16 protein-coding genes are annotated in these 18,654 nt (G+C 72.6%); 11 read left to right on the forward strand and 5 right to left on the reverse strand.

What is annotated here, in order from left to right; genetic code table 11:
* Positions 1-170 precede the first annotated feature (170 nt).
* From JR065_RS14955 to leuB, 6 genes are all read left to right on the forward strand, one after another.
* Complete coding sequence (locus JR065_RS14955) at positions 171-1,277, forward strand: threonine dehydratase (protein ID WP_206235085.1); 1,107 nt, start codon at positions 171-173, stop codon at positions 1,275-1,277.
* Positions 1,274-2,833, forward strand: coding sequence for a 2-isopropylmalate synthase (locus JR065_RS14960; protein WP_206235087.1), 1,560 nt, complete (start codon positions 1,274-1,276; stop codon positions 2,831-2,833). Before JR065_RS14955 ends, JR065_RS14960 begins: the two co-directional genes overlap by 4 nt.
* Positions 2,834-2,911: 78 nt before the next feature.
* Entirely contained in the window at positions 2,912-4,336 is a 1,425-nt protein-coding gene (gene leuC / locus JR065_RS14965; RefSeq protein ID WP_206235088.1) for a 3-isopropylmalate dehydratase large subunit, read from the forward strand.
* Positions 4,336-4,491 carry a hypothetical protein gene (locus JR065_RS14970; RefSeq protein ID WP_206235089.1) on the forward strand — a complete coding sequence of 52 codons (156 nt, stop codon included), beginning with the start codon at positions 4,336-4,338 and terminating at the stop codon, positions 4,489-4,491. The genes leuC and JR065_RS14970 overlap by 1 nt, the downstream gene beginning before the upstream one ends.
* Complete coding sequence (gene leuD, locus JR065_RS14975) at positions 4,491-5,069, forward strand: 3-isopropylmalate dehydratase small subunit (protein ID WP_206235091.1); 579 nt, start codon at positions 4,491-4,493, stop codon at positions 5,067-5,069. The genes JR065_RS14970 and leuD overlap by 1 nt, the downstream gene beginning before the upstream one ends.
* Complete coding sequence (leuB, locus tag JR065_RS14980) at positions 5,059-6,147, forward strand: 3-isopropylmalate dehydrogenase (protein ID WP_206235092.1); 1,089 nt, start codon at positions 5,059-5,061, stop codon at positions 6,145-6,147. The genes leuD and leuB overlap by 11 nt, the downstream gene beginning before the upstream one ends.
* Before the next feature lie 197 nt (positions 6,148-6,344).
* Here leuB and JR065_RS14985 read toward each other — a convergent pair whose 3' ends face one another.
* On the reverse strand, positions 6,345-9,371 hold the full coding sequence (locus JR065_RS14985; protein ID WP_206235094.1) for a ligand-binding sensor domain-containing diguanylate cyclase: 3,027 nt from the start codon (positions 9,369-9,371) through the stop codon (positions 6,345-6,347).
* A 522-nt stretch (positions 9,372-9,893) separates the two neighbouring features.
* On the opposite strand from JR065_RS14985, the gene JR065_RS14990 reads away from it, so the two are divergent.
* The 3 genes from JR065_RS14990 (at position 9,894) to JR065_RS15000 (ending at position 12,735) form a co-directional block, all read left to right on the forward strand.
* A complete protein-coding gene (locus JR065_RS14990; protein WP_206235095.1) occupies positions 9,894-10,559 on the forward strand; it encodes a TetR/AcrR family transcriptional regulator in 666 nt (221 codons plus the stop codon).
* Between the two features lie 129 nt (positions 10,560-10,688).
* Positions 10,689-11,348: a protein-L-isoaspartate O-methyltransferase family protein gene (locus JR065_RS14995; protein WP_206235096.1), complete on the forward strand. Its 660-nt coding sequence runs from the start codon at positions 10,689-10,691 to the stop codon at positions 11,346-11,348.
* A gap of 19 nt (positions 11,349-11,367) precedes the next feature.
* Positions 11,368-12,735: a TolC family outer membrane protein gene (locus JR065_RS15000; protein ID WP_206235097.1), complete on the forward strand. Its 1,368-nt coding sequence runs from the start codon at positions 11,368-11,370 to the stop codon at positions 12,733-12,735.
* A 166-nt stretch (positions 12,736-12,901) separates the two neighbouring features.
* Here JR065_RS15000 and waaA read toward each other — a convergent pair whose 3' ends face one another.
* A complete protein-coding gene (gene waaA / locus JR065_RS15005) occupies positions 12,902-14,230 on the reverse strand; it encodes a lipid IV(A) 3-deoxy-D-manno-octulosonic acid transferase (RefSeq protein WP_206235099.1) in 1,329 nt (442 codons plus the stop codon).
* A gap of 152 nt (positions 14,231-14,382) precedes the next feature.
* On the opposite strand from waaA, the gene JR065_RS15010 reads away from it, so the two are divergent.
* Positions 14,383-15,333: an LpxL/LpxP family Kdo(2)-lipid IV(A) lauroyl/palmitoleoyl acyltransferase gene (locus JR065_RS15010; RefSeq protein WP_206235100.1), complete on the forward strand. Its 951-nt coding sequence runs from the start codon at positions 14,383-14,385 to the stop codon at positions 15,331-15,333.
* Between the two features lie 43 nt (positions 15,334-15,376).
* Here the strand turns inward: JR065_RS15010 and JR065_RS15015 are convergent, their stop codons facing one another.
* From JR065_RS15015 to JR065_RS15025, 3 genes are read right to left on the reverse strand one after another with little or no spacing between them, the layout of a single operon-like run.
* Complete coding sequence (locus tag JR065_RS15015) at positions 15,377-16,699, reverse strand: O-antigen ligase family protein (RefSeq protein WP_206235101.1); 1,323 nt, start codon at positions 16,697-16,699, stop codon at positions 15,377-15,379.
* Complete coding sequence (locus tag JR065_RS15020; RefSeq protein ID WP_206235102.1) at positions 16,680-17,792, reverse strand: glycosyltransferase; 1,113 nt, start codon at positions 17,790-17,792, stop codon at positions 16,680-16,682. Before JR065_RS15020 ends, JR065_RS15015 begins: the two co-directional genes overlap by 20 nt.
* 11 nt (positions 17,793-17,803) lie before the next feature.
* Positions 17,804-18,001, reverse strand: coding sequence for a zinc-finger domain-containing protein (locus tag JR065_RS15025; RefSeq protein ID WP_206235103.1), 198 nt, complete (start codon positions 17,999-18,001; stop codon positions 17,804-17,806).
* Positions 18,002-18,205: 204 nt separating this feature from the next.
* Between JR065_RS15025 and JR065_RS15030 the strand changes: the two genes are divergently transcribed.
* Positions 18,206-18,457, forward strand: a complete 252-nt coding sequence (locus JR065_RS15030; RefSeq protein ID WP_343237278.1) for a helix-turn-helix domain-containing protein — start codon at positions 18,206-18,208, stop codon at positions 18,455-18,457.
* Positions 18,458-18,654 lie beyond the last annotated feature (197 nt).

The following is an 18,654-nucleotide window of genomic DNA, read 5'->3' on the forward strand; positions in this document are numbered from 1 at the left end:
CTGTCCGCACGCGTCCGCTCGTCTGCATGCGCGCCCGCGGAGGGGCCTTCTTCCATGGAGGTCGCTTCTTCCCGCCAACCCGCTTTTCCGGGTCCCCGGTCCCCGGTCCCTGGTCCCCAGCTCCTCACGGGTCCCTGGTCCCCGGTCCCTGGTCCCGAGCCCCCCGGCCCATGCCTGATCCCGGCCGCCCCGCCGCGCAGGAGCCCGACGTAGGCGACGTAGCCGTCAGCGTGGCCGACGTGCTGGCCGCGCAGGCGCGGTTGCGCCGCTACCTGCCGCCGACGCCGATGCACTACGCCGAGCGCTTCGGCGTCTGGCTGAAACTGGAGAACCTGCAGCGCACCGGTTCGTACAAGGTGCGCGGCGCGCTGAACGCGCTGCTGGCCGGGCTGGAGCGCGGCGACGAGCGGCCGGTGATCTGCGCCTCGGCCGGCAACCATGCCCAGGGCCTGGCCTGGGCCGCGCACCGGCTGGGCGTGCAGGCGATCACGGTGATGCCGCACAGCGCGCCGCAGACCAAGATCGCCGGCGTCGCCCACTGGGGCGCCACCGTGCGCCTGCACGGCAACAGCTACGACGAGGCGTACGGCTTCGCCCGCGAACTGGCCGAACAGAACGGCTACCGCTTCCTGTCCGCGTTCGACGATCCGGACGTGATCGCCGGCCAGGGCACGGTCGGCATCGAGATCGCCCCGCACGCGCCGGACGTGGTGATCGTGCCGATCGGCGGCGGCGGCCTGGCCGCCGGGGTGGCGCTGGCGCTGCGCTCGCAGGGCGTGCGCATCGTCGGCGCGCAGGTCGAAGGCGTGGACTCGATGGCGCGCGCGATCCGCGGCGACGTCCGCGCGCTGGACCCGGCGTCCACCCTGGCCGACGGCGTCAGGGTTAAAATTCCCGGGTTCATCACCCGCCGGCTGTGCGCCAGCCTGCTCGACGACGTGGTGATCGTGCGCGAGGCGGAACTGCGCGAAACGCTGGTCCGCCTGGCGCTGGAAGAACACGTGATCGCCGAAGGCGCCGGCGCGCTGGCGCTGGCCGCCGGCCGCCGCGTCGCCGGCAAGCGCAAGTGCGCGGTGGTGTCCGGCGGCAACATCGACGCCGGGGTGCTGGCGACGCTGTTGTCGGAGGTACGGCCGCGCGCCCCGCGCAAGCCGCGCCGCCGCAACACCGAGCGACTTCGCAACCAGCGCGCCGCCGTTCCGCCCGCCCCGCTCCGCCCTGCCGTACCGCCTCCCCATCCGCCAGCCACCGCCGCCGTAGAGGAAACCATCTGGTGAACACTTCGTCTTCTTCCCAGACCCCCCGAATCCGCATCTTCGACACCACCCTGCGCGACGGCGAGCAATCCCCCGGCTGCAGCATGACCCCGCCGCAGAAGCTGGTGATGGCGCGCGCGCTCGCCGAACTGGGCGTGGACATCATCGAGACCGGCTTCCCGGCCAGTTCGCAGTCCGACCGCGAGGCGATGGCGCTGATCGGCCGCGAGCTGCGCGAGCCGACCCTGGCGGTGCTGTCGCGCTGCCTGGCCACCGACATCGAGACCTCGGCGCGCGCGCTGGAAGCGGCCGCCAGGCCGCGCCTGCACGTGTTCCTGTCGACCAGCCCGCTGCACCGCGAGCACAAGCTGCGGATGAACCGCGAGCAGGTGCTCGAATCGGTGCGCAAGCACGTGTCGCTGGCGCGCCAGTACGTGGACGACGTGGAGTTCTCGGCCGAGGACGCCACCCGCACCGAGGAGGAGTTCCTGGCCGAGGTCGCCGCGGTGGCGATCGCCGCCGGCGCCACCACCATCAACCTGCCCGACACGGTCGGCTTCACCACGCCCGAGGAGATCCGCGGCATGTTCTCGCGGCTGATCGCCAGCGTGCCCGGCGCCGACCGGGTGGTGTTCAGCACCCACTGCCACAACGACCTGGGCCTGGCCGTGGCCAACTCGCTGGCCGCGGTCGAGGGCGGCGCGCGGCAGGTGGAATGCACCATCAACGGCATCGGCGAGCGCGCCGGCAACTGCGCGCTGGAGGAGATCGCGATGGTGCTGAAGGTGCGCAACGCGTTCTACGCGATCGACAGCGCGATCAACACCCCGCGCATCGTCGCCACCTCGCAGCTGCTGCAGCGCCTGGTCGGTATGCCGGTACAGCGCAACAAGGCGATCGTCGGCGCCAACGCCTTCGCCCACGAGTCGGGCATCCACCAGCACGGCATGCTGCGCCACCGCGGCACCTACGAGATCATGCGTCCGGAAGACGTGGGCTGGGAATCGTCGCAGATGGTGCTTGGCCGCCACAGCGGCCGCGCCGCGGTCGAGCAGCGCCTGCGCGCGCTGGGCTACGTGCTGGAGGAGGCCGAACTGAACCTGGCCTTCGCCGCGTTCAAGGAACTGTGCGAGCAGCAGCGCGTGGTCAACGACAGCGACCTGCAGGCGATGATGCAGGACGCGCCGGAGAGCCAGGGCTACCGCCTGTCGTCGATGACCGTCAGCGACCGCGGCCAGCGCGCCAGCGCGCAGGTCGAGCTGTCGGACCCGGAAGGCCAGCGGGTGAGCGAGCGCGCCGAAGGCGACGGCCCGGTCGATGCGCTATTCGCCGCGCTGGCCGCCGCCACCGGCGTGCAGCTGACCCTGGACAGCTACCAGGTGCACAGCGTGGGCATCGGCGCCGACGCGCGCGGCGAGGCCAACCTCAGCGTGCGCTACGGCGACACCGAATTCGACGGCACCGGCACCAGCCGCGACATCATCGAGGCCAGCGCGCTGGCCTGGCTGGACGTGGCCAACCGCGTGCTGCGCCAGCGCCAGGCCACGCACGCCGGCAGCGCCACTGCCGCCGCATGAGCGGTCGCTGCCCCCTCATCATGCGCGCCCGCGTCCATTTCCCGCCCTTGCCCAGCGTCTTTGCCAGGTAGTCCCGCAATGTCCTCGATTCCCCGCACCCTGTACGACAAACTGTGGGACGCGCACGTCGTCGTCCCCGAAAGCGCCACCGCCCCGGCGGTGCTGTACATCGACCTGCACCTGATCCACGAGGTGACCTCGCCGCAGGCGTTCACCGAGCTCAAGTCGCGCGGGCTGGCGCCGCGCCGGCCCGACCGCACCAAGGCGACGATGGACCACTCCACGCCGACCCTGCCGCGCGATGCGCAAGGCAAGCTGGCGTACTACACCCCGGCCTCCGAGGCGCAGGTGGACATGCTGGCGCGCAACTGCGCCGACTACGGCATCGAGCTGTTCGACATGGGCTCGGACAACCGCGGCATCGTGCACGTGATCGCGCCCGAGCAGGGCTTCACCCAGCCCGGCATGACCATCGTCTGCGGCGACAGCCACACCTCCACCCACGGCGCGTTCGGCGCGCTGGCGTTCGGCATCGGCACCAGCGAGGTCGGCCACGTGCTGGCCACGCAGTGCCTGCTGCAGCGCAAGGCCAGGACCATGGCGATCACCGTGGACGGGCCGCTGGCGCCCGGCGTCGGCGCCAAGGACGTGATCCTGCACATCATCGGCGTGATCGGGGTCAACGGCGGCACCGGCCACGTGCTCGAATACCGCGGCTCCACCATCGAGGCGATGGGCATGGAGCAGCGCATGACCCTGTGCAACATGTCGATCGAGGCCGGCGCGCGCGCCGGCATGGTCGCCCCGGACCAGGTCACCTTCGACTGGGTGGCCAAGACCCCGCGCGGCCCCAGGGGCGCGGACTTCGACGCCGCGGTGCAGCGCTGGTCGCAGCTGCGCAGCGACCCCGGCGCGCGCTTCGACGTGGACGTGCGCATCGACGCGCGCGACATCCGCCCGACCCTGACCTGGGGCACGCACCCAGGCACCGCGATCGCGGTGGACGTGCCGATTCCCGCCGCGCAGGACGCCGCCGCGCAGAAGGGCCTGGACTACATGCACTTCGAATCCGGCCACGCGCTGATCGGCACGCCGGTGGACGTGGTGTTCGTCGGTTCGTGCACCAACGGCCGGCTCAGCGACATGCGCGAAGTGGCGCAGGTGCTGCGCGGCCGCCGCGTCGCGCCGAACGTGCGCATGCTGGTGGTGCCCGGCTCGGAGATCGTCAAGCGCCAGGCCGAGGCCGAGGGCATCGACGAGGTGGTGCGCGCCGCCGGCGCCGAGTGGCGCGAGTCCGGCTGCTCGATGTGCATCGCGATGAACGGCGACCTGGTCGCGCCGGGGCAGCTGGCGGTGAGCACCAGCAACCGCAATTTCGAAGGCCGCCAGGGCCCCGGCTCGCGCACCCTGCTGGCCTCGCCGATGAGCGCGGCGTGGGCCGCGGTCAACGGCAAGGTCAGCGATCCGCGCGAGCTGTTCGCCGCCGCCCGGGAGGTCGCGTGATGGCGCTGCACGTGGCCGCGCTGGCCGCCACCCTGACCTTCGCCGCCGCGGCCGCTCGCGCGCTGGCGCAGCGCCGCACGGCGCCCCACCGCGCGCCGCCCGCCGCTGCCGCGCCCGCCGCGGCGACCGTTCCCGTTTCCCAGGAGACCCGCTGATGGCCGGATTCGCCGCCCTCACCTCGGCCAGCGTGGTGCTGCGCCAGACCAACATCGATACCGACCAGATCATCCCGGCGCGGTTCCTGTCCACCACCGAGCGCGCCGGGCTGGGCCGCAACGCGTTCAACGACTGGCGCTGGCAGGCCGACGGCACGCCCAATCCCGAGTTCGCGTTCAACCAGGCGCACAACGCCGGGCGCCAGATCCTGCTGGCCGGGCGCAACTTCGGTTGCGGTTCCTCGCGCGAACATGCGCCGTGGGCGCTGACCGACCTGGGCCTGCGCGCGATCGTCAGCAGCGAGATCGCCGACATCTTCCGCAACAACAGCCTCAAGAACGGCCTGCTGCCGATCGTGCTGGCCGAGGCCGACGTGCAGACGCTGATGCAGCGCCCGGACGACGCGCTGACCGTGGACGTGGCCGCGCGCGAACTGCGCACGCCCGACGGCCGCGTCTACCCCTTCCCGCTCGACGAGTTCTCCCAGACCTGCCTGCTCGAGGGCGTGGACGAACTGGGCTACCTGCTGCTGCGCCAACCCGAGATCGAACGCTACGAGGCCACCCATGCACGCTGACATCGTCGTCCTGCCAGGCGACGGCATCGGCCCCGAGGTCGCCGCCGCCGCGGTCTCGGTGCTGCGCACCATCGCCCGCCGCTACAACCACAGCTTCCAGTTCCACGAACACGACATCGGCGGCATCGCCATCGACCGCCACGGCGAGCCGCTGCCGGCGGCCACGCTGGCCGCCTGCCGGCAGGCCGATGCGGTGCTGCTGGGGGCGGTCGGCGGGCCGAAATGGTCCGACCCCAACGCCACCATCCGCCCCGAGCAGGGCCTGCTGGCGATCCGCCGCGGCCTGGGCCTGTTCGCCAACCTGCGCCCGGTCAAGCCGCATCCGGCGGCGCTGGACGCCTCGCCGATCAAGCCGCACCTGCTCACCGGCGTGGACATCGTGGTGGTGCGCGAGCTGACCGGCGGCATCTACTTCGGCGACAAGACCCGCAGCGCCACCGACGCCAGCGACCTGTGCCGCTACAGCGTCGAGGAGATCGAGCGGGTGCTGCGCAGCGCGTTCCGCCTGGCGCAGCAGCGCCGCAACCACGTCACCTCGGTGGACAAGGCCAACGTGCTGGAGACCTCGCGGCTGTGGCGCGACGTGGCCGCGCGGATCGGCCGCGACGAGTTCCCGGACGTGCGCCTGGAGCACCAGCTGGTCGATTCGATGGCGATGCACCTGCTGGCCAAGCCGCGCGAGTACGACGTGATCGTCACCGAGAACATGTTCGGCGACATCCTCACCGACGAGGCGTCGATGCTGGCCGGCTCGCTGGGCCTGCTGCCGTCGGCGTCGCTGGGCGAGGGCCGGATCGGCCTGTACGAACCGATCCACGGCTCGGCGCCGGACATCGCCGGCAAGGGCATCGCCAATCCCTACGCGACGATCCTCAGCGCCGCGCTGCTGCTGCGCCACTCGCTGGGCCTGAACGCCGAAGCCGAGGCGATCGAGCAGGCGGTGGATGCCGCGCTGCACGCGCAGGCGTTCACCGCCGACCTGGCCGCGCCCGGCCAGGGCATCTCCACCAACGCCGCCGCGCGCGCGGTGGTCGAGCAGATCCAGGCGCACGGCTTCGTCGAGGAACTGCGCGACTGAGCCGGCGCCGGCGGGCGTGCCTTGCGCACGCCCGGCGTGCGTCAAGCCGTGGCAGTCGGGGTTGAGGCTCCGGGCGCTCCGTCGCGGCCGATCGCCCGCAGCCGCCCGCAGCGGCTCCCGCCAGCAAGCGGCGCGGCACTGCAATGCGGCTTCCGGTCGCGCGGCCGCGCTTCCGGCCGCGATGCCGGGAAGCCGCCCTACCCGACCACCCGGTCGCGGCCTTCGCGCTTGGCCTGGTACAGGCGCTGGTCGGCCAGCGCGAGCAGTTCGCGTCGGGTCTGCAGGCCCGGCCCCAGGCAGGCCAGGCCGATGCTGGCGGTGCATTGCACGCGGCGGCCTTCGCCGTCGCTGACGTCGATCGTGGCGAAACGGCGGCGCACGCCATCCAGGCGCTCGCGCGCCTGCTCCTGGCTCAGCCCCGGCAGCACCAGCAGGAACTCCTCGCCGCCGTGGCGCGCGGCGAACGCCTGCTCGCCCAGCGTCGCGCGCAGCAGCTCGCCGATGTGGCGCAGCACCTCGTCGCCGATCTCGTGGCCGTGCACGTCGTTGATGCGCTTGAAATGGTCGATGTCCAGCAACGCCACGCACAGCGGCGTGCGCGCCGCCAACGCGCGTTCCAGCGCCGCGCTCAGGTGCGGATCGGCGGTGCGGCGATTGGGCAGGCCGGTCAGGGCATCGTGGCCGGCCTGGTGCGCGAGCCGGCGCACCAGTTCGTCGCGCTCGCGGCCGGCCAGCTTCAGCGCCAGGTTCTTGGAGCGCAGTTCGGCGGTGCGCTCGGCGATGATCGCGTTGAGCCGGCGCTGGCGCTCGCGGTAGCGCTTGTTGCGCAGGCTGTACCACCACGACAGCAGGCCGACCGCGACCGCCACCGCCAGCGCCACAAACGGGCCGCGGCGCCAGAACGGCGGCACCACGTCCAGCCCCAGCGAGGCGCGGCCGACGCGCTCGCCGCCGCTCCAGTCCACCGGCAGGGTCATCGCCTGCACCTCGAAGCGGTAGTTGCCCGGCGGCAGGTTGGTGTAGACCGCCTGGTCGCCGCTGCCGGCATCGATCCAGTCCGCATCGAAGCCGTGCAGGCGATAGCGGTAGCGCACCTTGCCCGGCGCGCGGAAGCTCAGCCCGGCGTAGCCGATGCCGAGCCGGGCGATGCCGCCGTCCACCGTGTAACGGCTGCGCAGCGGGCGCGCTTCGCCTTCGATCGCCACCTGTTCGAACACGATCGGCGGCGCGCGTTGCCGGTGCCGGCTGGGCAGGGCCGGATCGATCACCGCCAGCCCGGCCGAGGTCGGCAGCAACAGCGCGCCTTCGCCGGTCAGCCAGCCGGCCGGCGCGCTGCCGCCGTTGCCCTGGCTGCCGGGCATGCCGTCGCTGCGGTCGACCAGGTCCACCGCCAGCTGCGCGCGGCGGCCCGCGTCCAGCTGCGCGAACGACTCGCGCGCCACCCGGAACACGCCCTGGTTGCTGGACAGCCACAGGTAGCCGCGGCCGTCGTCCAGGATCCGGAACAGCTTGTCGCGCGGCAGCCCGGCGCGATGGTCGTAGACGCGGAAGCGGCCGTCCTGCAGCCGCAGCAGGCCGCGGTCGCTGGCGACCCACAACGCCGCTCCGTCCTGGAGGAAATCGAACGCGTTCTGCGCCGGGAACGCCGCGCCGGCGGCCCAGGCGCGCAACCGCCCCTGCGGCGACAGCGTGGCGATGCCGGCGCTGGTGCCGATCCACAGCGCGCCGTCGCGGTCCCGGTACAGCGCCTGGACCTGCTGCGACGGCAAGCCGTCGGCGCTGGTGTAGTGCCGCAGGCGCCCCTGCCGGTAATGCGCCAGGCCGGCGCCGCTGCCGATCCACAGGCCGCCGTCCGTATCCTGCAGCAGCGCGCGCACCGTCGCCTTGGGCAGGCCTTCGCGGGTGCCGATGCGTTGCCGCAGCCGGCCGTCCGGCGCCAGCGCCAGCACGCCCTGGTCGTAGGTGCCGACCCATACCCCGCCGCCGTTGGCCGCGGCCAGCGCCAGCACCGACGGATCGCGGCCGCCGCCCAGGCCGATCCGCGGCGTGCCGAGGCGGCCGTGCTGCCAGCGGTTCAGGCCGCCGGCATGGCCGATCCACACCACGCCGTCGTCGGTCTGCCGCACCACCCGCACGTAGTCGCCGCCCAGGCCCTCGCGCCGGGTCAGCCCGCCGGCATCGCCGTCGGCGACGCGGAACAGGCCGTCGGTGCTGCCGGCCCAGATCAGCCCTTCGTCGTCCTCCAGCAGCGCCGGGCTGACCACCCCTGAGATCGACAACACCTGATCGTCGCCGCCCTCCGGCGTGCGCCGCACCAGTTGTCCGCTGGACAGGCTCATCCACAGCTGGCCCTGGCGATCGTGCAGCACCGCATCCACGCGTTGGCCGCGGCGCAGCTGCTGCAGCGCGCCGTTCTTACGCAGCCACCACACGCCATCGTCGCCGGCCACCAGCAGGCCGCCGTCGCGGTCGTGCGCCAGGCGGTGCACCGGCGCCTGCCGCATCGCCGGCGTGCGCCCCCAGCGCCGCGCGCGCGGCTCGTGCGGGGCGAGGCGATACAGGCCCCGCGCGGTGCCCACCAGCAACGCGCCATCGGCCTGCTGCAGCAGCGCCGACACCCGCGCCTGCGGCAGCCGCACGCGGCCGGTCATCTCGGTGAGGCGGTCGTCGGCACCGATCCGGTACAGGCCGTCGTCGGCGCCGACCCACAGCGACCCGTCGCGGTCGCGCAGCAGCGCCGCCACCCGCAGCTTGCGCGCCGCGGCGCCGCCCAGATGGGTCCAGGCGCCGTCGTGGTAGCGGAACACGCCGTCGTAGGCGGTACCGAACAGCATGCCGCCGTCGTGCTCGGGCACGGCCGCGAACACGCCCGACAGCTCCATGCCCGGGGTGTTCTGCCGGTCGAACACGGTGAAGTCGCGGCCATCGAACCGCGCCACGCCTTCCCAGGTGCCGGCCCAGATCAGGCCGTCCTCGCCTTGCGCCAGCGCATGCACCAGGTTGTGCGGCAGGCCTTCGTCCATGGTCCAGCGCGCGATGGTGTGGCTGTCGACCAGGCCGCGCAGCGGCGACGGCGCGGGTGCGGCCGGCGCCGCCGCCAGCGCCGTCCACGCCGACACCGCCAGCCACGCCGCCAGCAGCGCGTGAACGACGCGCATGCGGACGTGGCAGGCGGGCACCGGGGTGCCGTCCGCACTGGATTGACGCAGTTCCCCCTGCTTCATGAATTCCGGATCACAGTCGCGGCGTTCGGCGACCCGACCCGCAAGCCGTCAATTTAGCATCGCGCCGCGCGCGCCGAATGTCAGGAAGTTCCCCACGTCCGCCAACGCCTGCGACCTTCCGCCGCATCCGCAATCCACACGCCATGCGCCATGCGCTCGCATCCGTGCACGCGCCGCTGTGCGCGCAACCGGCCGTCGGCAGGAGCATGCATGCGGCGGTCACCGTATCGGCGAAGCGCGCAGATGCGTAGTCGAGCAGGTCGCCATGGCAGCGCTGCATCTGCCGTCGCGCCGTAGCGGCGGGTACCGCCCGAGTCGCGTCCCGCATGGCGGCCCGGCGGCGGCTTGCGCAGGCCGGGCGCAGGTCGCCTCCGGGTCGACGCCACCGCCACGCCCGGTGCGCCACAGGCCTCTGCCGGGTCCCGGCTGAACGGCCAGGCCTGCCCACCGCCGAACATCCGCACAATAATGAACCTGACGGTATAGTATATATATCGAACCGACTGGTCTAGTATTGCCGCCATGGTCAGCAAAGCGTCTTCCGTCTCCCCGCCCAAACCCGCATCGCGCACCGCCGGACCCGGGCGGCCCAAGGACTTGGGCAAACGCGCGGCGATCCTCGACGCGGCGCGGCAGATGTTCACCGAGCTCGGCTTCGCCGGGGTCAGCATGGACGGCATCGCCGCGCGTGCAGGCGTCTCCAAGCTCACCGTGTACAGCCACTACGGCGACAAGGAGACCCTGTTCGCCGAGGCGGTGCGTGCGCAATGCCTCGAGTTGATGCCCGACGACCTGTTCGGCCACGAGCTCAAGGGCCCGCTGCGTGCGCAGCTGATCGAGATCGGGCAGGCGTTCTTCGCGCTGATCAGCAGCGAATCGGCGATCGCCACCCACCGCATGATGCTGACCCCGGGCACCGGCGATGCGCACGTGCGCGAGATGTTCTGGAACGCCGGTCCCAAGCGCACCCAGGACGTGCTGGCGCAGATGCTCCAGGTGCACGTCGCCGCCGGGCGCCTGGACATCCCCGACCTGCACCTGGCCGCGTCGCAGTTCTTCTGCCTGATGAAGGGCGAGCTGCACCCGCTGATGATGTGCGGCATCCGCTGCAAGCCCACCCCCGCCGACATCGATGCGCACATCCAGAGCAGCGTCGACTTCTTCCTGCGCGCCTATGCCCCGCGCTGACGTGCATGCCGCCGGTGGGGCCGATGACTTCCGGCACTGCGCGCCCGGGCGTCCGGGCGGCGATGCTTCGGCGTACGCGCTACCCTTCCACCCGGTAAAATGCCCGGCCCACCGCGTTGGATGCCCCTGATGACGATCGACTACTCCCTGGCCCGCGAAAAGATGGTTGAACAGCAGGTGCGTCCCTGGGACGTGCTCGACCTGCGCGTGCTCGACATCCTGGCGCGGCTGCCGCGCGAGGTCTTCGTACCCGAGAGCCATCGCGCCGTGGCCTATGCCGACCTGGAAATCCCGCTGGGCCACGGCCAGTACATGATGAAGCCGGTGATCGAAGGCCGCATGCTGCAGGCGCTGGAGCTGCAGTCGGGCGAGGACGTGCTGGAGATCGGCACCGGCAGCGGCTTCGTCAGCGCCTGCCTGGGCGAGCTCGGCCGCGAAGTGGTCAGCCTGGAGATCGACCCGGCGCTGGCCGCCGCCGCGCGCGCCAACCTGGACGCCGCCGGCCTGGGCAGCAACGTGCGCATCGACGTCGCCGACGCCTTCGCCTGGAGCAGCGACCGGCGCTTCGACGCGGTCTGCGTCACCGCCGCCGTCACCGAGATTCCCCCGCAATTCCTGGCCTGGCTGCGCCCCGGCGGCCGCCTGTTCGCGGTCCGCGGCAGCGCGCCGGTGATGGAAGCGGTGCTGGTCCGCGCCGACGCCGGCGGCCCGCGCACCGAGTCCCTGTTCGAGACCGACCTGGCCTACTACCTGCGCGGCGCCGCGCCGGTTCCCAAGTTCACATTCTGATCCATCCAAGGAAGCCGCAATGATCCGCCGAACCCTCGTCCTGGCGCTGGCCGCCGCGCTGTCTCCGATGGCCGCCAATGCCGCGGACCTGCTGCAAGTCTATGAAATGGCCCGCAACAGCGATCCGCAGCTGGCGACGGCAGAGTCCACCCGGCTGTTCAACCGCGAAGGCGAGGTGCAGGCGCGCGCGGCGCTGTTGCCGCAGTTGAACGGCAGCGCCTCGCTGCAGCGCTCGCATAGCGACCGCGAACTGGGCGGCGGCACCTCCGTCGACGGCACCGGCAAGAGCCGCAGCTATGCGATCCAGGGCCAGCAGACCCTGGTCAACTTCGCCCAGTTCGCGACGCTGCGGGCGCAGAAGGCCAACGCCCTGGCTGCCGACTACACCCTGGATTCGGCCAACGACGACCTGATCGTGCGCACCTCGGCGGCCTACTTCAACGTGCTGGTGGCGATCGAATCGCTGGTCGCGGCCGAGACCAACGAAGCGGCGGCGAAGAAGCAGTTCGACTACGCCGACAAGCGCCTGGAGGTCGGCCTGGCGCCGATCACCGACGTGCACGAAGCGCGCGCCGAGTACGACCAGGCGCGCGCGGACACCATCACCGCGCGCAACACGCTGGAGGACTACTACCAGGCGCTGACCGAGATCACCGGCCAGCCGGTGCGCGACCTGCGCGGCCTGCCGGAGGATTTCCGCCCGCAGCTGCCCGCCGACCGCAGCAACGTCGACACGCTGATCGCCTCGGCGGTCGACCGCAATCCGGCGCTGAAGGCCTACCAGTACCAGGTGCAGGCGGCGGAGAACAACGTCTCGGCCGCACGCGCCGGGCATCTGCCCACGCTGAACCTGGCCGCCAGCGTCGGCCGCGACGCCACCTGGGGCGACGGCCTGTCCAGCAGCAACTCGCCGCGCGCGGACAGCAACACGGTCGGGGTCACTCTGAACATCCCGATCTTCTCCGGCGGCGCGACCCAGTCGGCGGTGCGCCAGGCGCTGGCGCAGCGCGATATCGCCCAGGACACCTACGAGCAGCAGAAGCGCGCGCTGGACCGCAACACCCGCAACGCCTACCAGACCGTGGTGGCGGGCATCAGCGAGATCGAGGCGCGGCGCCTGGCGGTGGTGTCGGCGCAGGCCGCCTACGACGCCTCGCAGGTCGGCCTGGAAGTGGGCACGCGCACCGTGCTGGACGTGGTGCAGAACCAGCGCACCCTGTACCAGGCGCAGCTGGCCTACGCGCAGGCGCGCTACAACTTCCTGCAGAACCGCCTGCTGCTGAGCCAGGCGCTGGGCGCGCTGGACGTGGCCGAGGTGCAGTCGATCAATGCGCTGCTCACCCAGAGCGCCGAAGCCAAGCTCAACACCGGCAGCACCACGCAGTAACCCGATACCGCGGCGACGCGGCGCATGGACGGCGGGCCTTCGGGTCCGCCGTCTTCGTTTGTCGGGTTGGGGTTTCCGGTCTGCCGCGCTGGCTTCGCGCAGTCTGCGCCGTGGTCCGGCCCGTGGCCGTGCGCCGCGGACGCCGCCGCGTGCGCCGCCGGTCCGGCTAGGGCGAGTCCGCGGCCGTCACGCAGGGTTCGGCGAGCGGCGGCAGGTCCGGCCCGATCAGCGCCAGCGCACGCTGCAGCGCGCCGCGGCCGTTGGCCACCAGCGCGCAGCCGGCTTCGGCCATGCGCTTGCGCTCCACCGGGTCCTGCAGCAGGGCCTGCAGCGCGCTCGCCACCGCGGGCGCGTCCTCGCAGATGGTCACCGCGCCGGCCTCGCGCATGCGCCGCGAAATCTCGGCGAAGTTGTGCAGGTGCGGACCGGTCACCGCCGGCGTGCCCACCGCCGCCGGCTCCAGCAGGTTGTGCCCGCCGATCGGCTGCAGGCTGCCGCCGACGAAGGCGACCTGCGCGCAGGCGTAGAACGCCATCAGTTCGCCCAGCGTGTCGACCACGAACACCCCGTGCTCGGCCCCGGGCCATTGCTGCTGGCGGCGCGTGGCCACCTGCCAGCCCTGGTCGCGCGCCAGCGCCTCGACCTTGCCGAAGCGTTCGGGGTGGCGCGGCGCCCACAGCAGCAGCAGGTCGGGCCATTGCCGCCGCAGCTGCCGGTGCAGCTCGATCACCGCCGCCTCTTCGCCCTCGTGGGTGCTGGCCGCGATCCACACCGGCCGCGCGGCCGGCACCTGCTGGCGGAACGCGGCGACGAACTGCGCCAGCTGCGCCGGCACGGCGATGTCGAACTTCAGGTTGCCCAGCGCGGTCACCTGGTCCGGGCGCGCGCCCAGTTCGATGAAACGCTCCGCGTCCTCCTGCGATTGCGCCGCCACGCAGGTGACCGTGCGCAATGCGCGGCCGATCAGTACGCGCAACAGCCGGTAGCCGCGCAGCGAGCGCGCCGACAGCCGCGCATTGAGCACGTACACCGGAATCCGCCGGTCGCGGCAGCCGAACAGCATGTTCGGCCACAGTTCGGTCTCCAGGATCAGCGCCAGGCTGGGCTGGAAGTGGCCGAGGAAGCGGCCCACGCTGCCGGGCACGTCGTACGGCAGGTAGACATGGTCCACGGCGTCGCCCCACAGCGCCTGCACCCGCTCCGACCCGGTCGGGGTGATGGTGGTGATCACCCAGCGGATGTCCGGGCGCTGCGCGCGCAGCGCGTTGACCACCGGCGCGGCGGCGTTGACCTCGCCCACCGACACCGCATGCAGCCACACCCGTGGCCTGCCGCGGGTCTGCGGATATGACGCGTAGCGCTCGTCCCAGCGCTGGAAATACTGGCGCACGCGGAAACCGCGCCAGATCAGGTGGTAGACGGTGACCGGCAGCAGCAGGTAGAGCACGGCCGAGTACAGGCCGCGCAGCAGCCGCTCGATGAAATCGTTGCGCATCGGCCAAGCATAGCCGCTGCGACCCGCCGGGAGCAGGAGCCGGCGGGTCGCGCCGGCACCGGATGGCGGCGAATGCAAGCCGCATGCGGCTTTCTCCTGACTCTGCGGCCCCGTTGCCTGACCCTCATCCCGGCAGCCGTTAAACTTGGCGCATGCCTCCCGCCTCTTCCTCCGCTTCGGAACTGCCGCCGCCGCCGCGCTCGCCGCGCTACTGGTCGATGTGGCTGCTGCTCGCGGTCGCGGTCGCGGCCGCGCGCCTGCCCTGGCTGCTGCAGCGCGCGCTCGGCCGCGGCGTCGGCTGGCTGGCGCTGCGCCTGGCCGGCACCCGCCGCCGCGCCGCGGCGGTGAACCTGAAACTGTGTTTCCCCGAGCAGGACGAGGCCTGGCACGCGCGCATGCTGCGCGACAGCTTCGACGCGCTGGGCGTGGGCCTGTTCGAATTCGCGCGCGCCTGGTGGGGCGGCATCGCGCCGATCCTCGCCCGCACCCGCATCGAGGGACTGGAGCACCTGCACGCGCTGCGGGCGCAGGGCCGTGGCGTGCTGCTGGTGTCCGGCCACTTCATGACCCTGGAGATCTGCGGCCGCCTGCTGTGCCAGCACGTGCCGCTGGCCGGCATGTACCGCCGCCACCGCAACCCGGTGTTCGAATGGGCGGTCAAGCGCGGCCGCCTGCGCTACGCCATCGCGATGTTCGCCAACGAGGACCTGCGCGCCAGCGTGCGCCACCTCAAGCGCGGGGGGTTCCTGTGGTACGCCCCGGACCAGGACATGCGCGGCAAGGACACGGTGTTCGTGCCGTTCTTCGGCATGCCCGCGGCGACGATCACCGCCACCCACCAGCTGGCGCGGCTGACCGGCTGCGCGGTGGTACCGTTCTTCCATCGCCGCGAGGGCGGCCGCTACGTGCTGCGCATCGCCCCGCCGCTGGAGGACTTCCCGTCCGCGGACATGGTCGCCGACACCGCGCGGGTCAACGCCGCGATCGAGGACATGGTGCGCGAGGCGCCGTCGCAGTACCTGTGGATCCACCGCCGCTTCAAGCGCCAGCCGGGCGGGCGCAGCCGCTTCTACGAACGCGAGCCGGCCGCGCCCGGCGAGTGACCGCGCCACCGCGCACCGCTTCGCCCGGCCCGGCGCGCGCCGCCTATTGCCGTTCCTCGGCCAGCAGCGCGCCGACGTACAGCGCCGCCAGCATCAGCGTCAGCGCGCCCCAGAACGACGAATAGAACGCCAGGTGGGTGTTGAACGGGAACACCGTCGCGGCCAGCGCCAGCATCGCCGGCCGCGCCTGTTCGCGCGCCGGCGGCGACGCATAGCGCCAGGCGCGCCAGGCCTGCGCGGCGCCGGCCAGCCATAGCAGCAGGCCGATCGCGCCGGTTTCGCTGAGCAGTTCGAGCACGATCTGGTGCGCGTGCAGTGCCGGTCCCTGGCCCCATTCGGGCGGACGCGCCGGCGCCGGGTCGCAGTGCGGATACGCCTCGCGGAAACCGCGCACGCCGACGCCGTTGATCGGGTGCTCGCGCACCATGCACCATGCCGCCGCCCAGATCTGCCGGCGCCCGGTCAGCGCGGCGTTGACCCCGTCGGGCTGGGCGCTGAACGCCAGGCTGGTCAGCTGCAGGCGCTCGCGCACCTGCGGCGACACCGTCCCCAGCAGGCCCAGCGCCAGCACTCCGAGCAGGCCGACGCCGAGCAGGCGCTTGCCGCCGAGCAGCCGCCATCCGGACAGCAGCAGCACCAGCGCATAGGTGACCCAGGAGGCGCGCGAGCCGGCCAGCACCAGCACCACGCCCACCGCCGCGGCGGCGAGCAGCCAGCCCCACGCGCCGCCGCGGCGGGCGGCGGCGAACAGCGCGAACGGCGACAGGCTGGCCAGCACTTGGCCGAACTTGAGGTTGCACGGCCCGAACACGCCGCTGAGACGGTCGGCGGCGGCGATCTCCGCCGGCGTGCACAGCCCGTGCTGGCTGAGCGCCCACTTCAGCTGGTCCATCGACCAGAACAGCGCGCTGCTGCCGAACAGCGCCTGCCCCAGCGCGTCCGCGGTCCAGACCACGACGATGATCGCCAGGCCGCCGAAGGTGATGCGCCGGCCGCGCGCGGTGGCCACCGCCATCGCCACCAGCCACAGGAACGGCAGGAAGCGCAGGTCCGCCGCCGACTCGCGCAGCGCCAGCGGCACGTCCACCGCGCCCAGCGCCGACAGCGGCTGCGGCACCCAATAGGCCAGGAACAGCAACGTGGTCAGCGCCCACGCCGGGCCGCTGAGCAGTTGCGTGCCGCCGCGGAAGCGGCGGTGCAGCAGCAGCGCCAGCGTGCCCAGCGCGCCGAGCGCCAGCACCCCGGCGGCCAGTCCCGGCGCCGGCCACAGCGCCACGAACAGCAGCACCCAGCCCGGCGCCCAGCACCCGACCCGCGCGGGCGGCACAGGCGCGGTGGCCGCGGGATCAGCGCCGGAGTTCGTCATAGACCGCCAGGGTTGCCTGCTGCATCGCGCGCAGCGTGTAGGGAATCGTAGCCGGGGGCGGCGGCGGTTGCGCCAGCAGCCGGCGTGCCGCCGCGTGCAGCGCCGCCGCATCGAACGCCGGCACCGCGCCGCCGGGCTGCAGCTGCGCCAGCAGTTCGCCGGCCCCGCCATGCGCCCAGCCGAGCACCGGCCGCCCCACCGCCAGCGCCTCGACCACGGTGCGCCCGAACGCCTCCGGCTTGCGCGACAGCTGCAGCACCAGCGCGCTGGCGGCATAGGCTTCGGCGATGCGCGCGGTCGGCGCGGTGAAGGCGACCGCGCCGCCGATGCCGAGCGCGGTCGCCTCGGCTTCCAGCTCGCGCACATAGACCTCGCGCCCGGCCTCGCGCGCGCCCGGCAGCCACAGGCGCAGGTCGAGGCCGTCGGCGCGCAGCGCGGCCAGCAGCGCCAACGCATCGGCATGGCCCTTCAGCCGGGTGCCGCGCCCGGGCAGCAGCAGCAGCGGCGCATCGCTGGCCAGCGCCGGCGCCTGTGCCGCCGCCCAGGCGCGCGCCTGCGGGTCCGGCATCGCGCGGCGCGGGAACCGCGCCGGATCCAGGCCGCGCGGGATCACCCGCAGGCGCGCCGGATCGGTGCGCGGGTAGTGCTGCAGCACGTAGCCGCGCACGGTGTCGGAGACGCAGATGACCCGTTCGCCACGGGTCATCACCGCGCTGTAGCGGCTGGGCGAATTGAGCCCGTGCACGGTGGTGACGAAGCGCGGCCGTTGCGCCGCCGGCAGACCGCGCAGCGCGTGCCAGCCCAACCAGGCCGGCAACCGCGAGCGCGCATGCACGATGTCCACCGCTTCGCGCTGGAACAGGCGGCGCAGCGCCGGCACGTGGCGCAGAGTCAGCAGCGACTTGCGGCCGATATCCAGGCACAGGTGCTCGGCGCCGGCCTGCTCCAGCGCCGGCAGCAGCCGCCCGCCGGCCGACACCACCAGCGCGCGGTGGCCGGCGGCGACCAGCGCCTCGGCGATCTCCAGCGTGGACCGTTCGACGCCGCCGGATTCCAGCGCCGGCAACAACTGCACCACGGTCAGGCGGTGCACGACCCGCCGGGTCAGTCGGCCAGCGCGAAGACCGCGCCGCAATACGGGCACTGTGCCTCGTGGTCGGACGCTTCCTCGATCGGCAGGTAGACCCGCGGGTGCGAGTTCCACAACGCCATCTCCGGGGTCGGGCAGCTCAGCGGCAGGTCGGCGCGGTGCACGGTGTAGCGCTTCTCGGCGTTGGCGGGCGCGGTGGCGATATGGCTCATGGCGGTGGGGGCGTGATGCGGCAAAAGAGGACGCGCCGATTCTAGCAGCCTGCCCCCCGACCGGGCGGATATGTCATCGGCGGCAAAAATATGCGATGGTCCTGCAATGTCTACCCGGCTCGGCTTGATGGCGGGCGGTAGCCCTACTATGCTGGCGGTGCGCGGCGCAACCATGCCGCTCTGAGGTGTCCCGTGGATATAGGTGTGCGATTGATGCAGGCGCGGCGCAATGCCGGTTTCACGTTGCGCGAACTGGCCGCCTTGCTTGGCGTGGCGCATAGCACCCTGGGTCACTGGGAGAACAACCGTTCCGTTCCCAATGCCCGTCATTTGCTGAAGATCGCCGAACTTACCGGCGTCGATGCCTACGTGCTGCTGACCGGCAAGCCGTCCAAGCTGAACCAGGGCGAGAACGAGCCGTTGCCGCTGCCGCTGACCGGCAAGCGCCTGGCCTGACCCTGCTGTGCAGCCGTGCCCCACTGCGCCGGCTGGCGCGGGGGAGTGCGTGTGTGTGAGGTGATGCCCGCGCGGCATGACGCCGCTCGCCCGAACCACCCCGCCGCTCGCCCCAACCACCCCGGTTCGACCTGACCGCGCCGAGTTTCGGCGCCGGGACCGCGCTGGGCTGCTGCCGGTCCTCGCGCCACCCGGCG

Source organism: Xanthomonas sp., assembly GCF_017163755.1.
Lineage (GTDB): Bacteria > Pseudomonadota > Gammaproteobacteria > Xanthomonadales > Xanthomonadaceae > Xanthomonas_A.